Raw genomic sequence first — 20,069 nt, 5'->3', positions numbered from 1 at the left:
ATGAGCGGTCATGATGCAAGGATGGCGGCTTTGCTACATTGCAATTTTCAACCCTCTACCCCTTGCTATGAGCACTTCCCAAATACAGTTTGGCCTTGATCATGTCATGTTGCGCGTCCTGGATCTGGAGCGATCCCTGGCGTTCTACCGCGATATTCTGGGCATGCATGTGGTGCGCCACACGGACTATGAGTCCGGCCGCTTTACCAATGTGTTTCTCAGCTTTGATCAGAGCACGCAGTTCAGTCTGGAGTTGACCTGGAACTGGGATCAAAAAGAGCCGTATGAAAAGGGCGGGGCCTTTGGTCATCTGGCCTTGATGGTCCAGGGCGTGCATCAGGCGGTGCGTTATCTGGAAGAGCAGGGCGTCAGGATCAAGACACCTCCCAAGCAGATGAATCACGGTAAACGCACGATCGCCTTTGTGTTTGACCCGGATGAGTACCTGATTGAACTGGTGGAGCCTTTGGCCTCGCCGACCTGATACTGGCCTTGGGCGTAGCGTTGACTGGCCCGCATTGAAGAGCAGAATAAAACAAAGACCATGCACCGTCGCGGTGATGGTCTTTGTTTGTTTTTGGAACATGCCATATGAAGGCGCGTTCTGGCTTACAGCCCCAGCGAACTCCACATATCGTCCACTTTCTTCTTGGTGGACTCATCCATCTGGATAGGCGTACCCCATTCGCGCTGGGTTTCTCCGGGCCATTTATTGGTGGCATCCATGCCCATCTTGCCGCCCAGTCCCGAAACGGGCGAGGCAAAGTCCAGATAGTCGATAGGCGTGTTTTCCACCAGCACGGTATCGCGTACCGGGTCCATACGGGTAGTCATGGCCCAGATCACTTCTTTCCAGTCGCGCGTGTTCACATCCTCGTCCACCACCACGATGAACTTGGTGTACATGAACTGGCGCAAGATGCTCCAGACACCAAACATCACGCGCTTGGCATGGCCTGCGTATTGCTTGCGAATCGACACCACGGCCAGGCGGTAGCTGCAGCCCTCGGGAGGCAGGTAGAAGTCCACAATTTCAGGCAATTGCTTGCGCAGAAGGGGTACAAAGACTTCGTTCAGCGCAACGCCCAGAACGGCAGGCTCATCGGGCGGCTTGCCGGTGTAGGTGCTGTGGTAAATCGGGTTGCGGCGCATGGTGATGCGCTCGACAGTAAAGACCGGGAACCAGTCCTGCTCGTTGTAGTAGCCGGTGTGGTCGCCGTAAGGGCCTTCCAGTGCCATTTCGTAGCTGCTGTCTGCGGGCGGCTTCATCCCTTCAGGCACCTCGGCGGCCAGGGCATCCGGGTGATTGCTGGGCAGGATATGGCCTTCCAGCACAATCTCGGCCCAGGCGGGGACAGACAAGTCGCTACCCAGGGCTTTGGCCACTTCGGTGCGCGAGCCGCGCAGCAAACCGGCAAACTGGTATTCGGACAGACTATCGGGCACGGGGGTGACCGCACCCAGAATGGTGGCGGGGTCGGTGCCCAGGGCAACGGCAATCGGGAAGGGCTTGCCAGGGTTGGTCAGTGCATGATCGCGGAAGTCCAAGGCACCGCCACGGTGGGACAACCAGCGCATGATGAGCTTGTTACGGCCAATCAGTTGCTGACGGTAGATACCCAGGTTCTGGCGTTTAGCATGGGGGCCTTTGGTAATCACCAAACCCCAGGTTAGCAAGGGGGCCACGTCGCCGGGCCAGCATAGCTGCAAGGGGATCTGGTTCAGGTCCACGTCCTTGCCTTCCAGCACTACTTCCTGACAGGCGGGAGAGCGGACATTCTTGGGGCTCATATCCCACAGGGCGGACTTGAGCATGGACACTTTGGACAGTGCATCACGCATTCCGGTGGGGGCCTGTGGCTCTTTCAGATTGGCCAGCAGTTCGCCAGTGTCGCGTAATGCCGACACATCCTGTGCACCCATGCCCCAGGCGACGCGTTGTGGCGTGCCGAACAAATTGGCCAGGACAGGCATGGCGGCTTTGGAGCCTTGATGCTGGGCGTTTTCAAACAAAAGCGCCGGTCCACCGGCACGCAGTACCCGGTCACTGATTTCAGTCATTTCCAGCGAGGTGGAAACTGGCTGCGTAATCCGCTTCAGATCGCCCTTGGCTTCCAGCTGGGCAATAAAGTCTCTCAAGTCACGGTATTTCACAGAAGAACGGGGCTCCGCTTGCAGATATTTTTGGTTAAGACCTTGAACAGGTTCTAAGGTTAACATCGGGCAGTTAGCAATACTAAGGATGATCCCATGGGCTTCCAAGATATGGACTATGTACTTAGTCGCTCGGCCCGCACCCTGACGTATCGCATCGGTGAGTTTGTGCACGTGTGTGCCATGTACCTGGGCATTGCCGTACTGGTGACGATTGCAGCCTGTGTGGTTGTGCCGTCGATGCGCGCTCAGTTTAACCAGCTTTATACCGGTCTCGTGCAAACCCTGCGCCCCGAGGCGGTGAAATACGATGCGTACAGCCAGGCAGTCTGGCCAGCGGACAAGATACAGCCCAACCTGTCCGAAGAGGGCGAGGACTTGAGCCAGACAGAACAGCAGCAAGCTGTCTCTACTTATCAGGGCTTTATGAAGAACCTGCGTGCTTCGGTCACCGGGCAGCCCATTGCGGGCGTCACGGCGGCTCAGCAGCAGGCCTTGCGCAGCTATTTGGCGCGCAAGTACAAGATTGCCTATTCGGTGGCGGGGGCCTTGATCCACACCGCTTTTATTGTGGGCAAGGAAAAGAACCTGGACCCGCAATTGATTCTGGCGGTGATCGCCATTGAGTCACGCTACAACCCCTATGCGGAAAGTCATGTAGGTGCGCAGGGCTTGATGCAGGTGATGACCAAAGTCCATAAAGAGAAGTTCGATATCTATATGGAAGGGACGTTGGCGGTGCTGAGCCCCGAGGCAAATATTCGGGTGGGTGCGCAGATTCTGTCGGACTGTATTCGCCGCCGAGGGTCTCTTGAAGGTGGCCTGGCCTGTTATGTGGGCGCAACCGGGCCTAGCGATGGCGGCTATGGCGCGAAGGTGCTGGCTGAACGTCGCCGTATTGCCTTGGCCTCGGGCATTCCGATCCGGGCACGCTAAGTGGTCTGAATGGAAAAAGAAATCGGGCCTTGCGGCCCGAAATACTTTACTGGTGTCGGGCTGCACTGCCCGGCAGACTGAAACGATGCCGGGTTTAGCGGCCCAGAAATTGTCCCAGACGACTGATCGCTTCCTGCAAGCGGTCCATGCCAGTGGCGTAGGACAGGCGCAAGGTATAAGGTGCGTGGGCCGTACCGAAGTCCCGGCCCGGCACAGCGGCCACTCCGGCCTCGTGCAGCAGTTGCTGCGAGAAGGCATCGCTGTCCTGACTGTATTCACGAATATCCGTATAAATATAGAAAGCGCCGTCAGGGCGGACGGGCACGCGCAGGCCCAGACGCTCCAGCTCGGGCAGCAGATAATCACGACGCTGCTTGAAGGCCAGGCGACGCTCTTCATAAATCGCCATGGTTTCAGGCTCGAAGCAGGCCAGGGCGGCATGTTGGGCCAGGGAGGGAGCGCAAATTGCCAGACTGGCAGCCATGCGCTCGCAAGCCTCTGTCATCCAGGTGGGCAGGATCAACCAGCCCAGACGCCAGCCCGTCATGTGGAAGTACTTGGAAAAGCTATTGATAACAATAATGTCCTGATCCAGGGTCAGGGCGCTGAGCGGTGCTTCTTCATAAAACAGACCCAGATAAATCTCGTCCATGATGATGAAGCCGTCACGGGCGCGCACTTCCTTGATCAGTTCTTGCAGGGCAAGGCGGGAAATCGTTGCGCCGGTGGGATTGTTGGGCGACGCAATCAGAACGCCGCGGGTCTTGGGGCCCCAGTGCTCGCGAATATGCTGGGCACTTAGTTGAAAGCGTTCCTCCGCCGAGGCCGGGATCAGGCGGGCCGTACCACCGGCTGCCATGATGAAGTTCTGGTTGGCCGGGTAGGACGGATCGGGCATCAGCACTTCGTCACCAGGATTGATCAGAGCCAGCGTAGCCAGAGACAGGGCACCGGATGCGCCGGCCGTGACCACAATACGCGAAGGGTCGACACGGGCCTGGAACTGCTGCTCGTAATACAGGGCGATGCGTTCACGTAAAGCCGTCAGACCGGCAGGGGCGGTGTACTGACTCAAGCCTTGATTACTGGCCTGATGCAGCGCATCGACCACGGCTTGCGGGGCGGTGAAGTCCGGTTCGCCTATGCCCAGGCTGATAATGTCGCGGCCCGTGGCCTTCAGGGCATTAGCCTGTTTGAAGAGTTCAACAGCATGAAAAGGAAGAACATGTTCGGTACGACTGGCGAGGCGGGACATACGGCAAATCTCGGGTAAAAAGTGTATTGTAGGACCTTGCTCAAAAGGGCGTCAGGTGGCTGTGGCATGTGCGTGTGCCCTGTAGGGGTACAAACCGTCGGGCCAGTGAGACTCAAGTTTAGGTTTGTTGCAGGAAAAGTCTATGGTTTCTTCGTCGCGGCGTGCATTTTTGATGGGACGTCGTCCTCCCCAAACAGCGTGGCAGACATTTTGCTCACGTCTGAAAGCTCGGGTTCAAGGTGAGTGGTCAGAACTCAGTGCGGAACCGGATCACGAGCAGGCTCGTCTGGAGCCTGCCTCCAGCGCGGATGTCCATATGGTGTTGACGCTGGCCGCCGAGTACGGTGTGACGGTGTGTCTGGAAGGTGTGCCGCAGGCCAGTGAAACCGATGGACCCTTGATTGTTCTGGCACCGGGCCGACAGATGGCCCGCTGCGACCGTCTGGAACCCAACTCCAATCGCTGGTTTGTTCAGCCTGGCTGTCTGCTGGGTGAAATGGAAGCCAAAGGTTTTCAAGGACTGGCCAATGCGCCTGCCGGGATGACCGTGGCCGCCTGGCTGGCGGATCGACGCCAGCATGATTGGCCCACAGGTCGCACTGCCTTGTCGGGCGTATTGCACTGCTCGGTCATTCTGGCTGACAACACGCAGGCAGCCTTGGGTCCCTTTGGTCAGGAAAACCGCAACCCGCTTGATAGCCTGCGCATGCAGCAGTTGATTCCGGCCCTGTTCCAATTGATGGGCGAATCCGAAACGCAGGCCTTGAGACAGGAACAATGGCCTTGCCGCTATAGGTTGGATGCGCTGGAGCCGCTTGAGGGCGAGGGCATCAATCTGGCTCATCTGATGCTGGGCCACGGCGGTGATTTGGCCTGGGTGGAATGGCTGGTGCTGGATGATGCCGTTTTAAGCGGCTCGGACCCGCAAGACTGGTCCTGGCCGAATCAGGAGCAGCCCTGGCAAGCCCAGGATGTGGATAGCCGCATCAAAGCTCTGTTTGATCCAGCGGACCGATTTTCCTATCCGGGCCAAACGCTATAAGTTTGTCCTGGCCTGTGCTTGACCCATGTTGTAACTCAAGGGCTAGAATGGTCCTTGCTTTGGCCTTGAGGGCCAGGCAAGGTGACCGGGGTTTCGGAGACGAGAACAGCATTCAGCGTATCAAGCCACGCGCTTGTTTGAATTCACGTTGACAGGCAATGGCGACGCTCTGGCGATCCCGGTCCGTTTTGAATGGATTTTTGGGTAGGTATAAGCATGGACGCCAATTTTCGGAAAGCAGCCCTGGAATATCACGAACAGGGCAGGCCCGGAAAGTTATCGGTCACGCCGACCAAGCAACTCTCCAACCAGCGCGATCTGGCACTGGCCTATTCGCCCGGTGTGGCGGCCGCGTGCGAGGAAATCGTCAACGACCCGCAAAATGTCTTCCGCTATACCGGTCGGGGCAATCTGGTCGGGGTGATTTCCAACGGCACGGCGGTGCTGGGGCTGGGCAATATTGGCGCGCTGGCCTCCAAGCCGGTCATGGAAGGCAAGGCCGTGCTGTTCAAGAGTTTTGCGGGTCTGGATGTCTTTGATATCGAGATCAATGAAACCGACCCAGACAAGCTGGTGGACATTATTGCAGGTCTGGAGCCGACCTTTGGCGGCATCAATCTGGAAGACATTAAAGCACCCGAGTGTTTCGAGGTGGAGCGCAAGCTGCGCCAGCGCATGAGCATTCCTGTCTTTCACGATGACCAGCATGGCACCGCCATTTGTGTGACAGCAGCCTTCTTGAATGGCTTGAGCGTTGTTGAAAAAGACATCAAGCAGGTCAAGGTGGTGACTTCTGGGGCCGGTGCGGCCGCGCTGGCTTGCCTGGACCTGATGATTGATATGGGTTTGCCGCTGGAAAATATCTGGGTGACGGATATTGATGGTGTGCTGTACGAAGGCCGCCCCGGCAATCCCGTACCCGAGCTGGCCCGCTTCGCGAAACAGACCGATGCCCGTACCCTGAATGATGTGATTGATGGGGCCGATGTCTTTCTGGGCCTGTCCGCTGGTGGTGTGCTCAAGCCCGAAATGTTGAAGAGGATGGCCGCCCGGCCATTGATTCTGGCCCTGGCCAATCCTAACCCCGAGATTCTGCCCGAAGACGCTCACGCCGTGCGCGACGACGTGGTCATGGCAACTGGCCGTTCGGATTACCCGAACCAGGTCAATAACGTGCTGTGCTTCCCCTATATCTTCCGTGGCGCGCTGGACGTAGGCGCCACCACGATTACACGCGGCATGGAAAAAGCCGCTGTGCTGGCCATTTGTCAGCTGGCACGCGAAGAGCAGGACGAAGGGGTTGCGGCTGCCTATGGGCTGGAGGAAGTGTCTTTTGGGCCCTCCTTCTTTATTCCCCGTCCTTTTGACTCGCGCCTGATCGTCCGCATTGCTCCTGCCGTTGCCAAGGCAGCGATGGAGGAAGGCGTGGCGACGCGTCCGATTGCGGACCTGAAAAGCTATATCTATCAGCTGCGTCAGTTCGTTTACAAGTCCGGCTCCTTCATGAAGCCCATCTATTCGCTGGCCCGTGGCCTGGTGCAGGAAGGCGCTAAGTCTCGTGTGGTCTTTACCGAGGGCGAGGACGAGCGTGTGCTGCGCGCCGTGCAGATTATTGTGGATGAAGGTTTGGCCAGCCCGATTCTGGTGGGGCGTCCGGCTGTCCTGCAGCAGCGTATTGAACGCTATGGCCTGCGCCTGCGTTTGGGCATTGATGTGGAAGTGACCAACCCCGAACAGGATGATCGCTTTCACCGTTACTGGACCAGCTATTGGGAAATCATGTCCCGTCGCGGTATCAGTAAAGAGATGGCGCGTGTGGAAATGCGTCGTCGCCCAACCTTGATCGGCGCCATGATGCTGCATCTGGGTGATGCTGATGGCATGATTTGCGGTACGGTGGGCCGTTACGAGAACCATCTGGAGCTGGTCGATCAGGTGATTGGCAAAGCCCCCGGCGTGGAAACGTATGCGGCCATGAATATTCTGCTGCTTAGCGAGCGTACCGTGGCCTTGACGGACACGCACGTGAACCACGATCCCGATTCGGATCAGGTAGCCGAGATCACCTTGGCGGCAGCTCGCAAGATGCGTCAGTTCAATATCGAACCCAAGGTGGCCTTGCTGTCCAGCTCCAACTTCGGCACCAATGATTCGCCTGCCGCCGTCACCATGCGGGGTGCGCTGGAGCGTGTGCGCAAGCTGGACCCCAGTCTGGAGGTGGACGGGGAAATGCACGGCGATTGCGCGCTGGATGAAAAGGCCCGCCATCAAATCCTGCCCACCTCGGCCCTGACTGGCGAGGCGAACTTGCTGGTGTGCCCGAACGTGGAGGCAGGCAATATTGCCTACAACCTGCTCAAGACGGCTGCCGGTGGTAACGTGGCAATCGGCCCCTTCCTGTTGGGGGCACGAGCACCGGTTCACATCATGACGTCCACTTCTTCGGTGCGCCGTATCGTCAATATGACGGCGGTCACGGTAGTGGATGCCAACGTCGCTACTGAAGGCTGATACCGATCATGATCCAGCGCTCTCCCGCTCCTGTGGCATTGGTCCTGAATGGGGGCGGGGCGCGCGGTGCGTATCAGGCCGGGGTGCTGGCCGGTTTGCTGGAGCTGCTGGACCCTGATCGCAACCCTCAGTTTCGCAATCCCTTCGATATTATTTGTGGCTCTTCGGCAGGCTCCATCAACGCTGCCGGATTGGCGTGCCGCGCCGACAGGCCTCATGAGGCTGTAGACCATATACAACAGCTGTGGGGCTCGTTGCGCACCAACGATATTTTTCATGCTGACCCTTTGCAGTTGCTGGCGACCAGTGTGCACTGGGTGGCCACGCTGGCCTTGGGCTGGCTGGCGCCGCGTCTGCGTGACCATGTGCCGCACTCCATGCTGGATAATTCGCCCCTGCGCGACCTGCTGGAAGAGAGCCTGGACTTCGACCGTTTGCAGCGCAATCTGGCCCAGCAGCATGTGGGCGCGCTGGCGATTACGGCAGCGGCCTACACCACTGGTGAGCACCTGACTTTCTATCAGTCTGACGAGCGTATTCGCCCCTGGACGCGCAATCTGCGCCGTGCCATCCCCGGTGTCATCGGGGTGGACCACCTGATGGCTTCCAGCGCCATTCCCTTCATGTTTCCGGCTCAGTCTCTGCAAGTGGGCAAGCAAACCCAGTGGTGCGGGGACGGGACGATGCGTCAGTTGGCACCCATCAGTCCGGCCATTCATCTGGGAGCGCACAAGGTGCTGATTGTGGGTACCGGATACGCCGACAACACCTATCACGAGCAGGAATCCAGGGATCCGCCATACCCCTCTTTGGCGCAGATCAGTGGCTATGCTTTATCCAACATATTCCTCGATAGTGTGTCAACGGATATTGAGCGTATGGAACGCATCAATACATTGCTTGCCTATATGCCTGCAAATGTATTACAAAGCCAATCGCTGCGTCCTGTCAGCACGTTTGCCATCACCCCCAGCCGCTCGCTGGATGAAATTGCCACTCGGCATATTCATCAGATGCCAACTGCTGCACGTACCCTATTTCGAGTACTTGGTGTATCTTCAAAGTCCGGTCCGACCACAGGCGGTGCATTAATTTCATATTTGTTATTCGAGTCCGGCTACACCCAAGAGCTGATCGAGTTAGGAAAGACCGATACCATGAGTCGTCGTGAAGAAGTGTTAGCGTTTTTTAAGGAAGCGTCCTGATGAGCCAATCCCTGACTTTGCAAGAAGCTTTGCAACAAGGCGGTGTGCTCGACGCAACGGGCCTGACGGCTGCTGATTTTCTGGAGCAGGCACAGGACCAGGGGCTTACCGCCCTGGAAGTAAGTTGCGATCGTGCGCGCAATCGTTCCGCTGTGCTGCGAGCAGTCGCCAAGGCTGTCGATTACCCTGAATTTTTTGGTGGCAATCTGGATGCGCTCTACGATTGCCTGTGTGACACCGTGCTGGATCAGAAAGCAGGCCTGGCCCTGTGGCTGGACAATCTGCACAGTGGTGATCCTGCGTTGGAAAAAGACGCCCAGGCTATTTTGGGCGTGTGTGAAGATGTGCATGCCTGGGCCTCGAACAACGAGCGCCGTTTTGTATGTGTCGTTCTGCACGCTGGCAAGCATCCTGACCCTGAACCGGGTGAGACCCCTGCTTCCTACTCCAGCCAGGACGAAGAATAAGCCTTATTCCCAGCCTTGCAAGGCGCTGATCGCTGCTGTCAGCGCCAAGGCGGCGGTTTCGGTTCGCAGCACGCGGAGCCCGAAACGAATCGCCTGAGCCTGGGCTCCCAGTGCCACCTTCTGCTCTTCGGGCGACCACCCGCCTTCGGGGCCAATCAAGATAGTCATGGCCTGATCTTGCGGTCCGATGGCCTGCGCCAATTGCTGGGGCGCATCGGGATCACAGAACAGATGCAGGCCAGTTTCCGCCTCGCGGAAGTATTCGGCCAATGTCAGCGGCGCTGACAGTTCCATCAAGCGGTTGCGACCACACTGCTCGCTGGCCGACTCAATCACTCTTTGCCAATGGCCCATGCGCTTGGCCTGCCGCTCCGCGTTCAGTTGCAGCACGCTACGTTGCGCGCGAATCGGCACAAAGCGGCTGACGCCCATTTCCACGGCTTTTTCAATAATCCAGTCCATCTTGTCGCTGGAGGCAATGCCTTGCAGCACCGTTATGCGACCGGCCAGCTCGCGGACAGGTGTTTGGGCATCGCCCAGGCTGGCAAAGCCCTTTTTGCCATCAATGCGCAAGATGGCGGGATACTGGGTTCCGCGCCCGTCAAACAGGACAATGTCCTGACCGTCCTTCAAACGCAGCACCCGGATAGCGTGATGCGCCAGAGCCTCGGGCAGGGCGATCTCGGTCTGGGCCGTCAAGTCCAGGGGGTGGTAGAAACGGGGAGCTGTCATATCAAGACACCATCAAGCATAAAAAACCGCACAAGCATACCGTACCCAGGCTTCGGGGAGAAAGCGCAAGGCCCCAGCTCAAGTGGGGGCGATTTAGCGCCAGCAATGCTAAAATAGCGCGTTTTATAAACTAATCAGGGCCGTGAGCCGTCCGCCTGTCGGAATTGTCGCGCCGCCGCCCCAATGAGCTTCTAATGGATATTGCGTCAGCCTCTGATAAAACCCTAGCCAATGCCATCCGTGCCTTGTCTATGGATGCCGTGCAACAAGCTAATTCGGGCCACCCCGGTGCGCCCATGGGCATGGCCGATATCGCCCAGGTTCTCTGGTCCCGGCACCTGAAACACAACCCTGCCGACCCTGCCTGGTTTGATCGCGACCGTTTTGTGTTGTCAAACGGCCACGGTTCCATGCTGATCTACGCTTTGTTGCACCTTAGTGGCTACGACCTGCCCATGGACGAGCTGCGCAACTTCCGTCAGATGCATTCACGCACTCCTGGCCACCCTGAAGTGGGTATTACCGCGGGCGTGGAAACCACCACAGGTCCTTTGGGCCAGGGTTTGGGTAATGCTGTTGGCTTCGCATTGGCTGAAGCCTTGTTGGCGCGCGAGTTCAACCGCGAAGGCCACGATGTGGTCGACCACCTGACCTGGGTTTTCGCTGGCGACGGCTGTTTGATGGAAGGTATCTCGCACGAGGCTTGCTCCTTGGCCGGTACCTGGAAACTGTCCAAGCTGGTCGTGATGTACGACGATAACGGCATCTCCATCGACGGTAAGGTCGAGAACTGGTTTGGTGACGATACGCCCGCCCGTTTTGAAAGCTACGGCTGGAACGTGATACGCGCGGTTGACGGCCACGATGCCGCTTCGATCAATAGCGCGATTGAACAGGCTCGCCGCAACGCGAAAGAGGGCACGGGTCCTACCCTGATTTGCTGCCGTACCGTGATCGGCAAGGGTGCTCCTAACGCCGCTGGTTCCGAGAAGGTTCACGGTGCCCCACTGGGCGCTGATGAAATTGCCGCCACCCGTGCAGCACTGGACTGGAACCACGGACCGTTTGAAATTCCTCAGGAAGTCTACCAAGGTTGGGATTGCCGCGAAAAAGGCGGCGCCCAGCAAGCGGAATGGCAAAAGCGCTTTGACGCTTACAGCCAGGCTTACCCTGAACTGGCCGCAGAACTGGCTCGCCGTCTGAAAGGCGAGCTGCCTGCCGACTACAGCGCCAAAGTACAGGCCTTTATTGAAGAAACCGCTCAGAAAGCCGAAACCATTGCGTCGCGTAAAGCCTCGCAATTGGCCATTAGCGCTTTGGTCAATGTGCTGCCAGAAATGCTGGGTGGCTCGGCTGACCTGACCGGCTCGAACTTCACCGACTGGAAGGGTGCCGAAGCCGTACGTGCCCACGCCGACGGTGTGCATTTCGGTCGCCACATCAACTACGGTGTACGTGAATTCGGTATGGCCGCCATCATGAATGGTCTGGCTCTGCACGGTGGTTACCTGCCTTTTGGCGGTACCTTCCTGACTTTCTCCGACTACTCGCGCAACGCCATCCGTATGGCTGCCTTGATGAAGCAGCGTGTTGTGCACGTGTTCACCCACGACTCCATCGGTCTGGGCGAAGACGGTCCGACACACCAGTCCATCGAGCACGCCAACAGCCTGCGTTTGATCCCCAACCTGCATGTCTGGCGTCCTTGCGACACCACGGAAACGGCTGTGGCCTGGGCTTGCTCGGTCGAGCGTCCTACCAGCATCGGTATGGACGTACAGGACGGTGGTCCTAGCGCCTTGCTCTTGTCGCGCCAGAATCTGCCTTTCGTCGAGCGCGATGCGCAAACCATCCAGAACATCCGTCGTGGTGGCTACGTGCTGCGTGATGCGCAAGATGCGCGCGCCATCATCATGGCAACCGGCTCGGAAGTGGGTTTGGCGCTGCAAGCACAGGAGCAGCTGGCTCAGCAAGGTATTGCGACTCGTGTGGTGTCCATGCCTTGTACCAACCTGTTCGACGCGCAGGACAAGCAGTGGCGTGATCAGGTCCTGACACCCGGCATCCCGCGTGTTGCGGTTGAAGCCGGTACCACAGGTCTGTGGTTCAAGTACGTGGGCCTGGAAGGCGCTGTAGTGGGTATCGATACCTACGGCGAATCCGCCCCGGCTGGCGTCCTGTTCAAGCATTTTGGTCTGACAGCAGAGAAGGTCGCTGCGGCCGTTCAAGAAATTTTGTAATTGGAGTCTGACATGACGATTCGCGTCGCAATCAATGGTTATGGTCGTATCGGCCGCATGATCTTGCGTGCCCACTACGAGTACGGCAAAAAACACGATATCGAGATCGTGGCCATCAACGCCTCGGGCGGTGCCGAGATCAACGAACACCTGACTCGCTATGACTCCGTGCATGGCCGTTTCAACGCTGATGTGTCGCTGGATGGCGATCATCTGGTGGTCAACGGCGACCGTATCCGCCTGCTGAGCCAGCGCGATGCGCTGACCCTGCCTTGGGCTGAGCTGGGTGTGGACGTAGTGCTGGAATGTACCGGCGCTTTCACCACCAAGGAAAAGGCTGGTGAGCACATTCAAGCCGGTGCCAAGAAAGTCATCATCTCGGCCCCCGGTGGCAAGGATGTGGACGCCACCATCGTGTACGGCGTGAACCACGACATTCTGAAGAGCACCGATACCGTTATCTCCAACGCATCGTGCACCACCAACTGTCTGGCTCCCCTGGTTGCTCCCTTGCACAAGGAACTGGGTGTGGTTAGCGGTTTGATGACCACCATCCACGCTTACACCAACGACCAGGTCCTGACCGACGTGCGTCACAAGGACATGCGCCGTGCCCGTTCGGCCACCAGCAGCATGATCCCCACCAAGACCGGCGCAGCGGCTGCCGTGGGTCTGGTGCTGCCAGAACTGAATGGCAAGCTGGACGGTTACGCCGTGCGCGTTCCCACCATCAACGTGTCCATGGTTGACCTGACTTTCGTGGCCAGCCGCAACACCAGCGTTGAAGAAGTGAACGGTATTCTGAAAGCCGCCTCGGAAGGCGCCATGAAGGGCATTCTGGACTACTGCACCGAACCTCTGGTTTCCATCGACTTCAACCATACCACCGCTTCCAGCACGGTTGATTCTCTGCTGACCAAAGTGACCGGCGGCAATATGGTCAAAGTGGCTGCCTGGTACGACAACGAATGGGCTTTCTCCATTCGCATGCTCGACAGCACCATTGCACTGATGTCGGCCAAGTAAGATCTGAATAGCAGGGGCGGGATTTCCCGCCCCTGTCACGTTAATTCCCAGAACAAAAAATCATGTCTACAAGCATCAAGACCTTGTCTGCGCTGGCCGAAACGGACGCGCTGCGAGGCAAGCGGGTATTTATCCGCTCTGATCTGAATGTCCCCCTGCAAGACGGACGTATCACCGAAGATACGCGCGTGCGTGCCTCGGTGCCTGCCATTCGCATGGCGCTGGATGCCGGCGCTGCGGTGATGGTCACGTCTCACCTGGGTCGCCCCAAAGAAGGCGAGTGCCAGCCTGTGGATTCGCTGGAGCCCGTGGTGCAACGTTTGTCCGAGTTGCTGGGCATGCCCGTTGAGCTGCGTCGCAATTGGCTGGATGGCGTGCAAGTGTCGCCCGGTCAAGTGGTCTTGCTGGAGAACTGCCGCTGCAACGTGGGGGAAAAGAAGAACGATCCCGAGTTGGCTCGCAAAATGGCAGCCTTGTGTGACGTTTACGTAAACGATGCCTTTGGTACGGCCCACCGTGCTGAAGCGACTACCGAAGGTATCGCCCGCTTTGCCCCCGTGGCTTGCGCCGGTCCTTTGCTGGAAGCCGAGTTGAAGGCCTTGGGCCGTGCTCTGAATCAGCCAGCCCGTCCTTTGGTTGCGATTGTGGGCGGTGCCAAGGTATCGACCAAACTGTCCATTCTGCGTGCTTTGGCTGAAAAAGTTGACCAACTGGTGGTCGGTGGCGGCATTGCCAACACCTTCATGATGGCTAGTGGTCTGTCCGTGGGCAAATCCCTGGTGGAAGAAAGCCAGCTGGAAGAAGCCCGTGAAGTGATCCGCATCATGAAAGAGCGCGGCGCAGAAGTACCTATCCCGGTGGATGTGGTGTGCGCCAAGTCCTTTGCTGCCGATGCAGCGGCTGAAATCAAGGCTGCTGATCAGGTTCAGGACGATGACATGATTCTGGACGTGGGCCCGCAAACGGCTCAGCAGATCGCTGACATCATTGCCAAGGCTGGCACCGTGGTCTGGAACGGCCCTCTGGGCGTGTTCGAGTTCCCCGCCTTCGCACAAGGCACGGAAACCCTGTCGCGTGCGATTGCAGGCTCCAAGGCCTTCTCGATTGCTGGCGGTGGCGACACCCTGGCAGCGATTGCCCAGTTCAACATCGGCGAAGATGTGGACTACATCTCCACGGGCGGCGGTGCATTCCTGGAATTCCTGGAAGGCAAGCGTTTGCCAGCCGTGGCTGCGTTGGAAGACAAGGCTTAAGCCAGTCTTTGCTTCGTCAGAAAAAGCCAGTCAACGAACGTTGGCTGGCTTTTTTGTTGGATCTGAAAGTTTACGCCCCATCTTTAATCAACTGAGCATACCCCTGTAGGGCGTCGGGCCAGTCCAGCTGAAAGCCGCTGTCCAGCAGTCGCTGGTTGCTCAGGCGCTTGCCACCTTCATTGGACTGACGCCGTTCGGGGTGGGCTACTTCCAGCAGATCCGCCAGTCCGTCGTAAAGCTCAGTAATCCGGTAAGGTCGGCTGTCCGTACCTATATAGCAAGGGAAGGGCGCGGGAGTGCGCAGCAGGTGCCAGCAGGCGCGCGCGGCGTCTTCAATATGCAGGCGGTTGGCCCAGTGCTCCGGGTCGTCCGGCACGGTGGCACGGCCTTCACGCAGGCGGTCCAGCAATTGGGTACGCCCTGGCCCGTACAGGCCGCTGGGGCGGATGACGACGGCTTGGGCCGGGATGCGGTGGTGCAGCAGTTGCTCGGCCTCCAGCAGTACTTTGCCATTGAACTGCGTGGGTTCGGTGGGGGAGTTCTCGTCCACCCATTCAGTGCTCGGCCCGTAGACGGCGCTGGACGATACAAAGACAAAGCGTTTCAGGACTTTCAGGTCCAGCTCGTTGAGCAGGTTTTCCAGGCCGTGCAGAAATACTCGTTCGTAAGCTGCCTGGCTACGCTGGTCGGGAGAGACGGCGTAAAGTACGTGGGTGATTTTACGGTGCTTCAGGCGCAGGGAGGTGGGCTCGCTCAGATCAGCTTCCACCCATTCGATCCCGCTGTGATCGTCCAGGGGAACATGACGGCGCAGGCCGATCACCGGCCATTCGTGATGGCGGGCCAGCATCCCGGTGCGGGTGCCCAGATCGCCAGCGCCCGCTAAGAGCAAAGTACGTTGTCGAGAGTCCAAAGCAGCAGGTCCTTGAGTAGAATGATCTCGAGCAAAGCTCGATTGGCTGAGATAACAATAGCATTGGAGGCGGTCATGGAGTGTCGCAATTGGATTGACGGACAGCAACTTGGCGCGGAGGGCGGTGGTTTGCTACCGGTTATCGACCCCTCCACAGGCGAGACCTTCGCCCGCTTGGCGCAATCGTCCGAGGTGGATATTGATTGGGCCGTACAGGCCGCCCGACGTGCCAGCCAGGGGCCGTGGAGCCGTCTGACGGCCGCCCAACGCAGCCAGTTATTGTTGCGTTGCGCTCGAACTCTGTCTGATGCCCGAGAGGAGCTGGCGCGGCTGGAGTCTCGCGATACCGGCAAGCCTTTGCGTCAGGCCCAGTCCGATGCTGCTGCCATTGTCCGCTATTTTGAGTTCTATGCGGGCGCGGTGGACAAGCTGCATGGTCAAACCATCCCGCTGGGCTGGGAGATGACGGCGTTCACCTTGCGTGAACCCTTGGGCGTTACCGCGCACATCATCCCCTGGAATTACCCCTTGCAGATCTTCGGGCGCAGCGTAGCCGCGTCCCTGGCTGCGGGTAATACCTGCGTGGTGAAACCGGCAGAGGATGCCAGTCTGTCCTTGCTGCGCGTGGCCGAGTTGTTGCACGAAGCGGGTTTGCCAGCGGGAGTGCTGAATATCTGCACGGGGCTGGGTAGTGAAGCCGGGCAGGCTTTGTCTGCTCATCCGGATATCAATCACATTTCCTTTACTGGCTCTCCCGACACAGGCCGTCAGGTGGCCTTGCAAGCAGCGCAGAATTTTGTGCCGGTCACCTTGGAGCTGGGCGGCAAGTCTCCACAAATCGTGTTCTCGGATGCGGATCTGGATGCCGCTTTGCCGGTCGTGGTCAATGCGATTGTGCAGAACGCCGGGCAGACCTGCTCGGCAGGGAGTCGAGTGCTGATTCAGCGCGCTATTTATGGCGACTTTACCGAGCGTCTGGCCGAAGCCTTCAAGGCGCTGCTGACCGGGGCGGCCAGCGACAATCTGGATTGCGGTCCCCTGATCAGCGCGCAGCAGCAAGCGCGGGTGCGTTCCTATCTGGAAAATCTGGACCAGGACGGCATTGTGGTGCTGGCGCAAGGCAAGCTGGACTCCAAGGCCCCCGCAGGCGGTTTTTACCAAGTGCCTGTTTTATTGGGCCATGTGCCTGTTGAACATCGTCTGGCGCAGGAGGAAATCTTCGGTCCTGTTCTGGTGGCCCAGCCCTTCGGTACAGAGGAAGAAGCCATCGCCATGGCCAATGGCACGCCTTACAGTCTGGTGGCCGGGGTCTGGACCCGCGACGGGGCTCGTCAAGTGCGTATGGCCCGACAACTGCGAGCCGGGCAGGTCTTTGTGAATAATTACGGTGCGGCAGGTGGGGTGGAACTGCCTTTTGGTGGAACCGGTCAGTCCGGCATAGGCCGCGAGAAGGGCTTTGAAGCCTTGTACGCCCTGACTTCCCTGAAAACGGTTGCGCTACGTCATGCGGCCAGCTGATCGTAGGGTATTTAGGGGTTAGCGCGGCTGTGGCGGCTCCGGTTTTCTGGCAGCATGGCAGCTGAACGCTAAACAGGTTTCACCAATGGCGGCGCAATGCCGCCATTTCTATATAAAAAGCAGAAGGAGACAAACATGCGATTGCAAGACAAAGTGGCTATCGTGACGGGCGGTGCATCGGGTTTTGGCCTGGGCATTGCACAGCGCTTTGCACGCGAAGGAGCGCGTGTACTGATTGCCGACCTGAATGCAGAGCAAGGGCAGGCCGCAGCGGCCCAGATTCAGGCACAGGGTGGTCAGGCCATTTTTGCCGCTTGCGATGTCTCGCAAGGGGACGAAGTTCATGCCCTGTTGGATATTGCCCTGCGCGAATGCGGTGGGCTGCATATTGTGGTGAACAATGCGGGCACCACGCATCGCAATAAACCGTTGCTGGAGGTCAGCGAAAGCGAGTTCGATCTGATCTATGCCGTTAACGTGAAAAGCATTTACTGGACCGCCAAACACTTTGTGCCGTATCTGCGCGCCCAGGGCTCGGGCTCTTTCATCAATATTGCGTCTACCGCCGCCTTGCGTCCGCGCCCCGGACTGGTCTGGTACAACGGCACCAAGGGCGCGGTGGTAACGATCAGCAAGGGTATGGCGGCCGAGTTGGGGCCGGACAATATCCGGGTGAATTGCATTAATCCGGTGATTGGTGACACGGCGTTGCTGGAACAGTTCATGGGCATGCCCGATACGCCGGAAAACCGCAGCCGTTTCTTGGCGGGAATTCCGCTGGGACGTTTTTGCACACCCAAGGACGTGGCAGCGGCAGCGCTGTATCTGGCCTCGGACGAGGCCGAGTTCATTACAGGCACTTGCATCGAAGTAGACGGCGGCCGTTGTATTTAAGCCCCACTGCGATTCGTTACAATCGTGCTATTGGCAGGCCCGTTCAGGGCCTGTAGTTTATTTCGCTTCCAAGGAAAAGCATGACATTCAATCGACAGTCTCCCCGCGAGCATCCGGATCAATTGCGTATCGGCTTGGTGTCGGTTTCAGATCGCGCCTCCAGCGGACAGTACCAGGATCAAGGCATACCGGCGCTGCGCCGCTGGCTGGACTCCGCCTTGACGGTAGCACCTGCCTATCTGGAACGGCTGATTCCCGACGAGCGTGCCCAGATTACCGACACCCTGGTCGACTTGGTGGAAGCGGGTTGCGACCTGATTTTGACTACCGGTGGCACTGGTCCGGCGCGTCGCGACGTGACGCCGGAGGCCACTCTGGACGCTGGAACGCGCGAAATGCCCGGTTTCGGTGAACAGATGCGCCAAATCAGTTTAAAATTCGTACCAACAGCGATTTTGTCGCGGCAAGTTGCGGTCATCCGAGAAATTCAGGACCACGCTGCTCTGATTATCAATCTGCCTGGGCAGCCCAAAGCCATTCAGGAAACTCTGGAAGGATTACGGGATACGGAAACCGGACAAGTATTGGTGCCGGGTATTTTTGCAGCTGTCCCGTATTGCATCGACCTGATTGGTGGACCTTACGCACAAACTCACGAGCATGTGGTCAATGCGTTCCGCCCCAAGTCGGCGCGCCGGACCGCCAGTTAACACGCTTACAAACAATCGGCTGTGCACGGAACCGTGCCCGGCCAAGTTTTTCAATTATTTTAGTCTTCAGGAGGTCTTCTCATGGCCCTAGTTTCCATGCGCCAGCTGCTCGATCACGCGGCCGAGCACGGTTATGGTATTCCAGCGTTCAACGTCAATAACCTGGAGCAGGTCCAGGCCATTATGGAAGCCGCCTCGGAGACGGATAGCCCCGTCATCATGCAGGCATCGGCCGGCGCCCGTAAATACGCAGGCGAAGCGTTTCTGCGTCACCTGATCGAAGCTGCTGTCGAGTCCTACCCCAACATCCCTGTGGTGATGCACCAGGACCACGGCCAGTCCCCCGAGATTTGCAAAGGCGCCATCGAACTGGGTTTCTCCAGTGTGATGATGGACGGCTCCTTGCTGCCCGACGGCAAGACCATTGCCGATTTTGAATACAACGTGGAAGTTACCCGCAAAGTGGTCGAAATGGCTCACAAGCTGGGCGTGACCGTTGAAGGTGAACTGGGCTGCCTGGGTTCCCTGGAAACCATGCAGGGCGACAAGGAAGACGGTCACGGTGCTGACGGCGTTCTGACTCTGGACCAGTTGTTGACCGACCCCGAGCAGGCCGCTGAGTTTGTGACACGCACTCAACTGGATGCACTGGCCATCGCCATCGGTACCAGCCACGGTGCTTACAAGTTCACCCGCAAGCCTACCGGCGACATTTTGTCCATCGAGCGCGTGAAAGAAATTCACCGTCGTTTGCCCAATACTCACCTGGTCATGCACGGCAGCTCCAGCGTGCCTCAGGAACTGCTGGCTGAAATCCGCCAGTTCGGTGGCAACATGAAAGAAACCTACGGCGTGCCTGTGGAAGAAATTCAGGAAGCCATCAAGTACGGTGTGCGCAAGGTCAATATCGACACCGATATCCGTTTGGCCATGACCGCTGCCATCCGTCGTTTCCTGTTCGAAAACCCGGAGAAATTCGACCCACGCGAATACCTGAAACCTGCTCGCGAAGCCGCCAAGAAAGTGTGCGTGGCCCGCTACCAGCAGTTTGGTGCCGCCGGTCAGGCCTCCAAGATCAAGGCCATTCCTTTGCAGGAAATCGCCCGCCAGTACAGCACCGGCGAGTTGTCCCAGATCGTTCAGTAATTTTGTCAGGCGGAGCAGGAGTGGGCAGCACGACTGCCCGCCCCGGTCTCCGCGTCTTTGCCCGGTG

At 58.3% G+C, this 20,069-nt stretch carries 17 protein-coding genes; 13 read left to right on the top strand and 4 right to left on the bottom strand.

The window, feature by feature from the left end; translation table 11 throughout:
• Window positions 1-10: 10 nt before the first annotated feature.
• The gene (locus MID00_RS03795) at window positions 11-484 is read left to right on the top strand and encodes a VOC family protein (RefSeq protein WP_368044558.1); all 474 of its coding nucleotides are present in this window, start codon (window positions 11-13) and stop codon (window positions 482-484) included.
• A 125-nt stretch (window positions 485-609) separates the two neighbouring features.
• Here MID00_RS03795 and MID00_RS03790 read toward each other — a convergent pair whose 3' ends face one another.
• On the bottom strand, window positions 610-2,154 hold the full coding sequence (locus tag MID00_RS03790; RefSeq protein ID WP_250756741.1) for a UbiD family decarboxylase: 1,545 nt from the start codon (window positions 2,152-2,154) through the stop codon (window positions 610-612).
• 96 nt (window positions 2,155-2,250) lie between these two features.
• On the opposite strand from MID00_RS03790, the gene MID00_RS03785 reads away from it, so the two are divergent.
• Window positions 2,251-3,090 carry a lytic transglycosylase domain-containing protein gene (locus tag MID00_RS03785; protein ID WP_254499717.1) on the top strand — a complete coding sequence of 280 codons (840 nt, stop codon included), beginning with the start codon at window positions 2,251-2,253 and terminating at the stop codon, window positions 3,088-3,090.
• Between the two features lie 94 nt (window positions 3,091-3,184).
• On the opposite strand, the gene MID00_RS03780 is transcribed toward MID00_RS03785, so the two are convergent.
• Window positions 3,185-4,345: a pyridoxal phosphate-dependent aminotransferase gene (locus MID00_RS03780; protein WP_022983433.1), complete on the bottom strand. Its 1,161-nt coding sequence runs from the start codon at window positions 4,343-4,345 to the stop codon at window positions 3,185-3,187.
• A gap of 142 nt (window positions 4,346-4,487) precedes the next feature.
• Here MID00_RS03780 and MID00_RS03775 point away from each other — a divergent pair, with 142 nt between their 5' ends.
• From MID00_RS03775 to MID00_RS03760, 4 genes are all read left to right on the top strand, one after another.
• On the top strand, window positions 4,488-5,387 hold the full coding sequence (locus tag MID00_RS03775) for a hypothetical protein (protein ID WP_009455144.1): 900 nt from the start codon (window positions 4,488-4,490) through the stop codon (window positions 5,385-5,387).
• Between the two features lie 216 nt (window positions 5,388-5,603).
• Window positions 5,604-7,898, top strand: coding sequence for an NADP-dependent malic enzyme (locus tag MID00_RS03770; RefSeq protein ID WP_254499716.1), 2,295 nt, complete (start codon window positions 5,604-5,606; stop codon window positions 7,896-7,898).
• A gap of 8 nt (window positions 7,899-7,906) precedes the next feature.
• Complete coding sequence (locus MID00_RS03765; RefSeq protein ID WP_009455143.1) at window positions 7,907-9,103, top strand: patatin-like phospholipase family protein; 1,197 nt, start codon at window positions 7,907-7,909, stop codon at window positions 9,101-9,103.
• Window positions 9,103-9,570 carry a barstar family protein gene (locus MID00_RS03760; protein WP_009455142.1) on the top strand — a complete coding sequence of 156 codons (468 nt, stop codon included), beginning with the start codon at window positions 9,103-9,105 and terminating at the stop codon, window positions 9,568-9,570. Before MID00_RS03765 ends, MID00_RS03760 begins: the two co-directional genes overlap by 1 nt.
• A 3-nt stretch (window positions 9,571-9,573) precedes the next feature.
• Here MID00_RS03760 and MID00_RS03755 read toward each other — a convergent pair whose 3' ends face one another.
• Window positions 9,574-10,302, bottom strand: a complete 729-nt coding sequence (locus tag MID00_RS03755; RefSeq protein WP_254499715.1) for a 16S rRNA (uracil(1498)-N(3))-methyltransferase — start codon at window positions 10,300-10,302, stop codon at window positions 9,574-9,576.
• Window positions 10,303-10,496: 194 nt separating this feature from the next.
• Between MID00_RS03755 and tkt the strand changes: the two genes are divergently transcribed.
• From tkt to MID00_RS03740, 3 genes are all read left to right on the top strand, one after another.
• Entirely contained in the window at window positions 10,497-12,542 is a 2,046-nt protein-coding gene (gene tkt, locus MID00_RS03750; RefSeq protein ID WP_035271142.1) for a transketolase, read from the top strand.
• A 12-nt stretch (window positions 12,543-12,554) separates the two neighbouring features.
• A complete protein-coding gene (gene gap, locus MID00_RS03745) occupies window positions 12,555-13,568 on the top strand; it encodes a type I glyceraldehyde-3-phosphate dehydrogenase (RefSeq protein ID WP_009455139.1) in 1,014 nt (337 codons plus the stop codon).
• A gap of 62 nt (window positions 13,569-13,630) precedes the next feature.
• Window positions 13,631-14,821, top strand: coding sequence for a phosphoglycerate kinase (locus MID00_RS03740; protein ID WP_022983435.1), 1,191 nt, complete (start codon window positions 13,631-13,633; stop codon window positions 14,819-14,821).
• Between the two features lie 70 nt (window positions 14,822-14,891).
• On the opposite strand, the gene MID00_RS03735 is transcribed toward MID00_RS03740, so the two are convergent.
• Window positions 14,892-15,734, bottom strand: a complete 843-nt coding sequence (locus MID00_RS03735) for an NAD-dependent epimerase/dehydratase family protein (protein WP_254499714.1) — start codon at window positions 15,732-15,734, stop codon at window positions 14,892-14,894.
• A 75-nt stretch (window positions 15,735-15,809) separates the two neighbouring features.
• Between MID00_RS03735 and MID00_RS03730 the strand changes: the two genes are divergently transcribed.
• The 4 genes from MID00_RS03730 (at window position 15,810) to fba (ending at window position 20,002) form a co-directional block, all read left to right on the top strand.
• Window positions 15,810-17,252: an aldehyde dehydrogenase family protein gene (locus MID00_RS03730; protein WP_022983437.1), complete on the top strand. Its 1,443-nt coding sequence runs from the start codon at window positions 15,810-15,812 to the stop codon at window positions 17,250-17,252.
• A 135-nt stretch (window positions 17,253-17,387) separates the two neighbouring features.
• Window positions 17,388-18,146 (top strand): SDR family oxidoreductase, encoded by a 759-nt coding sequence (locus tag MID00_RS03725; protein ID WP_083054124.1) that lies wholly within the window; start codon window positions 17,388-17,390, stop codon window positions 18,144-18,146.
• An 80-nt stretch (window positions 18,147-18,226) separates the two neighbouring features.
• Entirely contained in the window at window positions 18,227-18,856 is a 630-nt protein-coding gene (gene mog, locus MID00_RS03720; protein ID WP_252606045.1) for a molybdopterin adenylyltransferase, read from the top strand.
• Between the two features lie 81 nt (window positions 18,857-18,937).
• Window positions 18,938-20,002 carry a class II fructose-bisphosphate aldolase gene (fba, locus tag MID00_RS03715; RefSeq protein WP_009455128.1) on the top strand — a complete coding sequence of 355 codons (1,065 nt, stop codon included), beginning with the start codon at window positions 18,938-18,940 and terminating at the stop codon, window positions 20,000-20,002.
• Window positions 20,003-20,069: the final 67 nt, after the last annotated feature.

Origin of the sequence: Alcaligenes sp. NLF5-7 (assembly GCF_024266725.1) — a bacterium.
GTDB classification, from domain to species: domain Bacteria; phylum Pseudomonadota; class Gammaproteobacteria; order Burkholderiales; family Burkholderiaceae_B; genus Alcaligenes; species Alcaligenes phenolicus.
This window is presented reverse-complemented; position numbering and strand designations above follow the sequence as displayed.

What these genes read in the sequence shown, in the direction of transcription:
- fba (WP_009455128.1), top strand. Translation starts at nt 18,938, where the DNA reads ATGGCCCTAGTTTCCATGCGCCAGCTGCTCGATCACGCGGCCGAGCAC.
- MID00_RS03740 (WP_022983435.1), top strand. Translation starts at nt 13,631, where the DNA reads ATGTCTACAAGCATCAAGACCTTGTCTGCGCTGGCCGAAACGGACGCG.
- MID00_RS03725 (WP_083054124.1), top strand. Translation starts at nt 17,388, where the DNA reads ATGCGATTGCAAGACAAAGTGGCTATCGTGACGGGCGGTGCATCGGGT.
- MID00_RS03775 (WP_009455144.1), top strand. Translation starts at nt 4,488, where the DNA reads ATGGTTTCTTCGTCGCGGCGTGCATTTTTGATGGGACGTCGTCCTCCC.
- MID00_RS03795 (WP_368044558.1), top strand. Translation starts at nt 11, where the DNA reads ATGATGCAAGGATGGCGGCTTTGCTACATTGCAATTTTCAACCCTCTA.
- MID00_RS03770 (WP_254499716.1), top strand. Translation starts at nt 5,604, where the DNA reads ATGGACGCCAATTTTCGGAAAGCAGCCCTGGAATATCACGAACAGGGC.
- MID00_RS03765 (WP_009455143.1), top strand. Translation starts at nt 7,907, where the DNA reads ATGATCCAGCGCTCTCCCGCTCCTGTGGCATTGGTCCTGAATGGGGGC.
- MID00_RS03755 (WP_254499715.1), bottom strand. Translation starts at nt 10,302, where the DNA reads ATGACAGCTCCCCGTTTCTACCACCCCCTGGACTTGACGGCCCAGACC.
- gap (WP_009455139.1), top strand. Translation starts at nt 12,555, where the DNA reads ATGACGATTCGCGTCGCAATCAATGGTTATGGTCGTATCGGCCGCATG.
- MID00_RS03760 (WP_009455142.1), top strand. Translation starts at nt 9,103, where the DNA reads ATGAGCCAATCCCTGACTTTGCAAGAAGCTTTGCAACAAGGCGGTGTG.
- tkt (WP_035271142.1), top strand. Translation starts at nt 10,497, where the DNA reads ATGGATATTGCGTCAGCCTCTGATAAAACCCTAGCCAATGCCATCCGT.
- MID00_RS03785 (WP_254499717.1), top strand. Translation starts at nt 2,251, where the DNA reads ATGGGCTTCCAAGATATGGACTATGTACTTAGTCGCTCGGCCCGCACC.
- mog (WP_252606045.1), top strand. Translation starts at nt 18,227, where the DNA reads ATGACATTCAATCGACAGTCTCCCCGCGAGCATCCGGATCAATTGCGT.
- MID00_RS03780 (WP_022983433.1), bottom strand. Translation starts at nt 4,345, where the DNA reads ATGTCCCGCCTCGCCAGTCGTACCGAACATGTTCTTCCTTTTCATGCT.
- MID00_RS03730 (WP_022983437.1), top strand. Translation starts at nt 15,810, where the DNA reads ATGGAGTGTCGCAATTGGATTGACGGACAGCAACTTGGCGCGGAGGGC.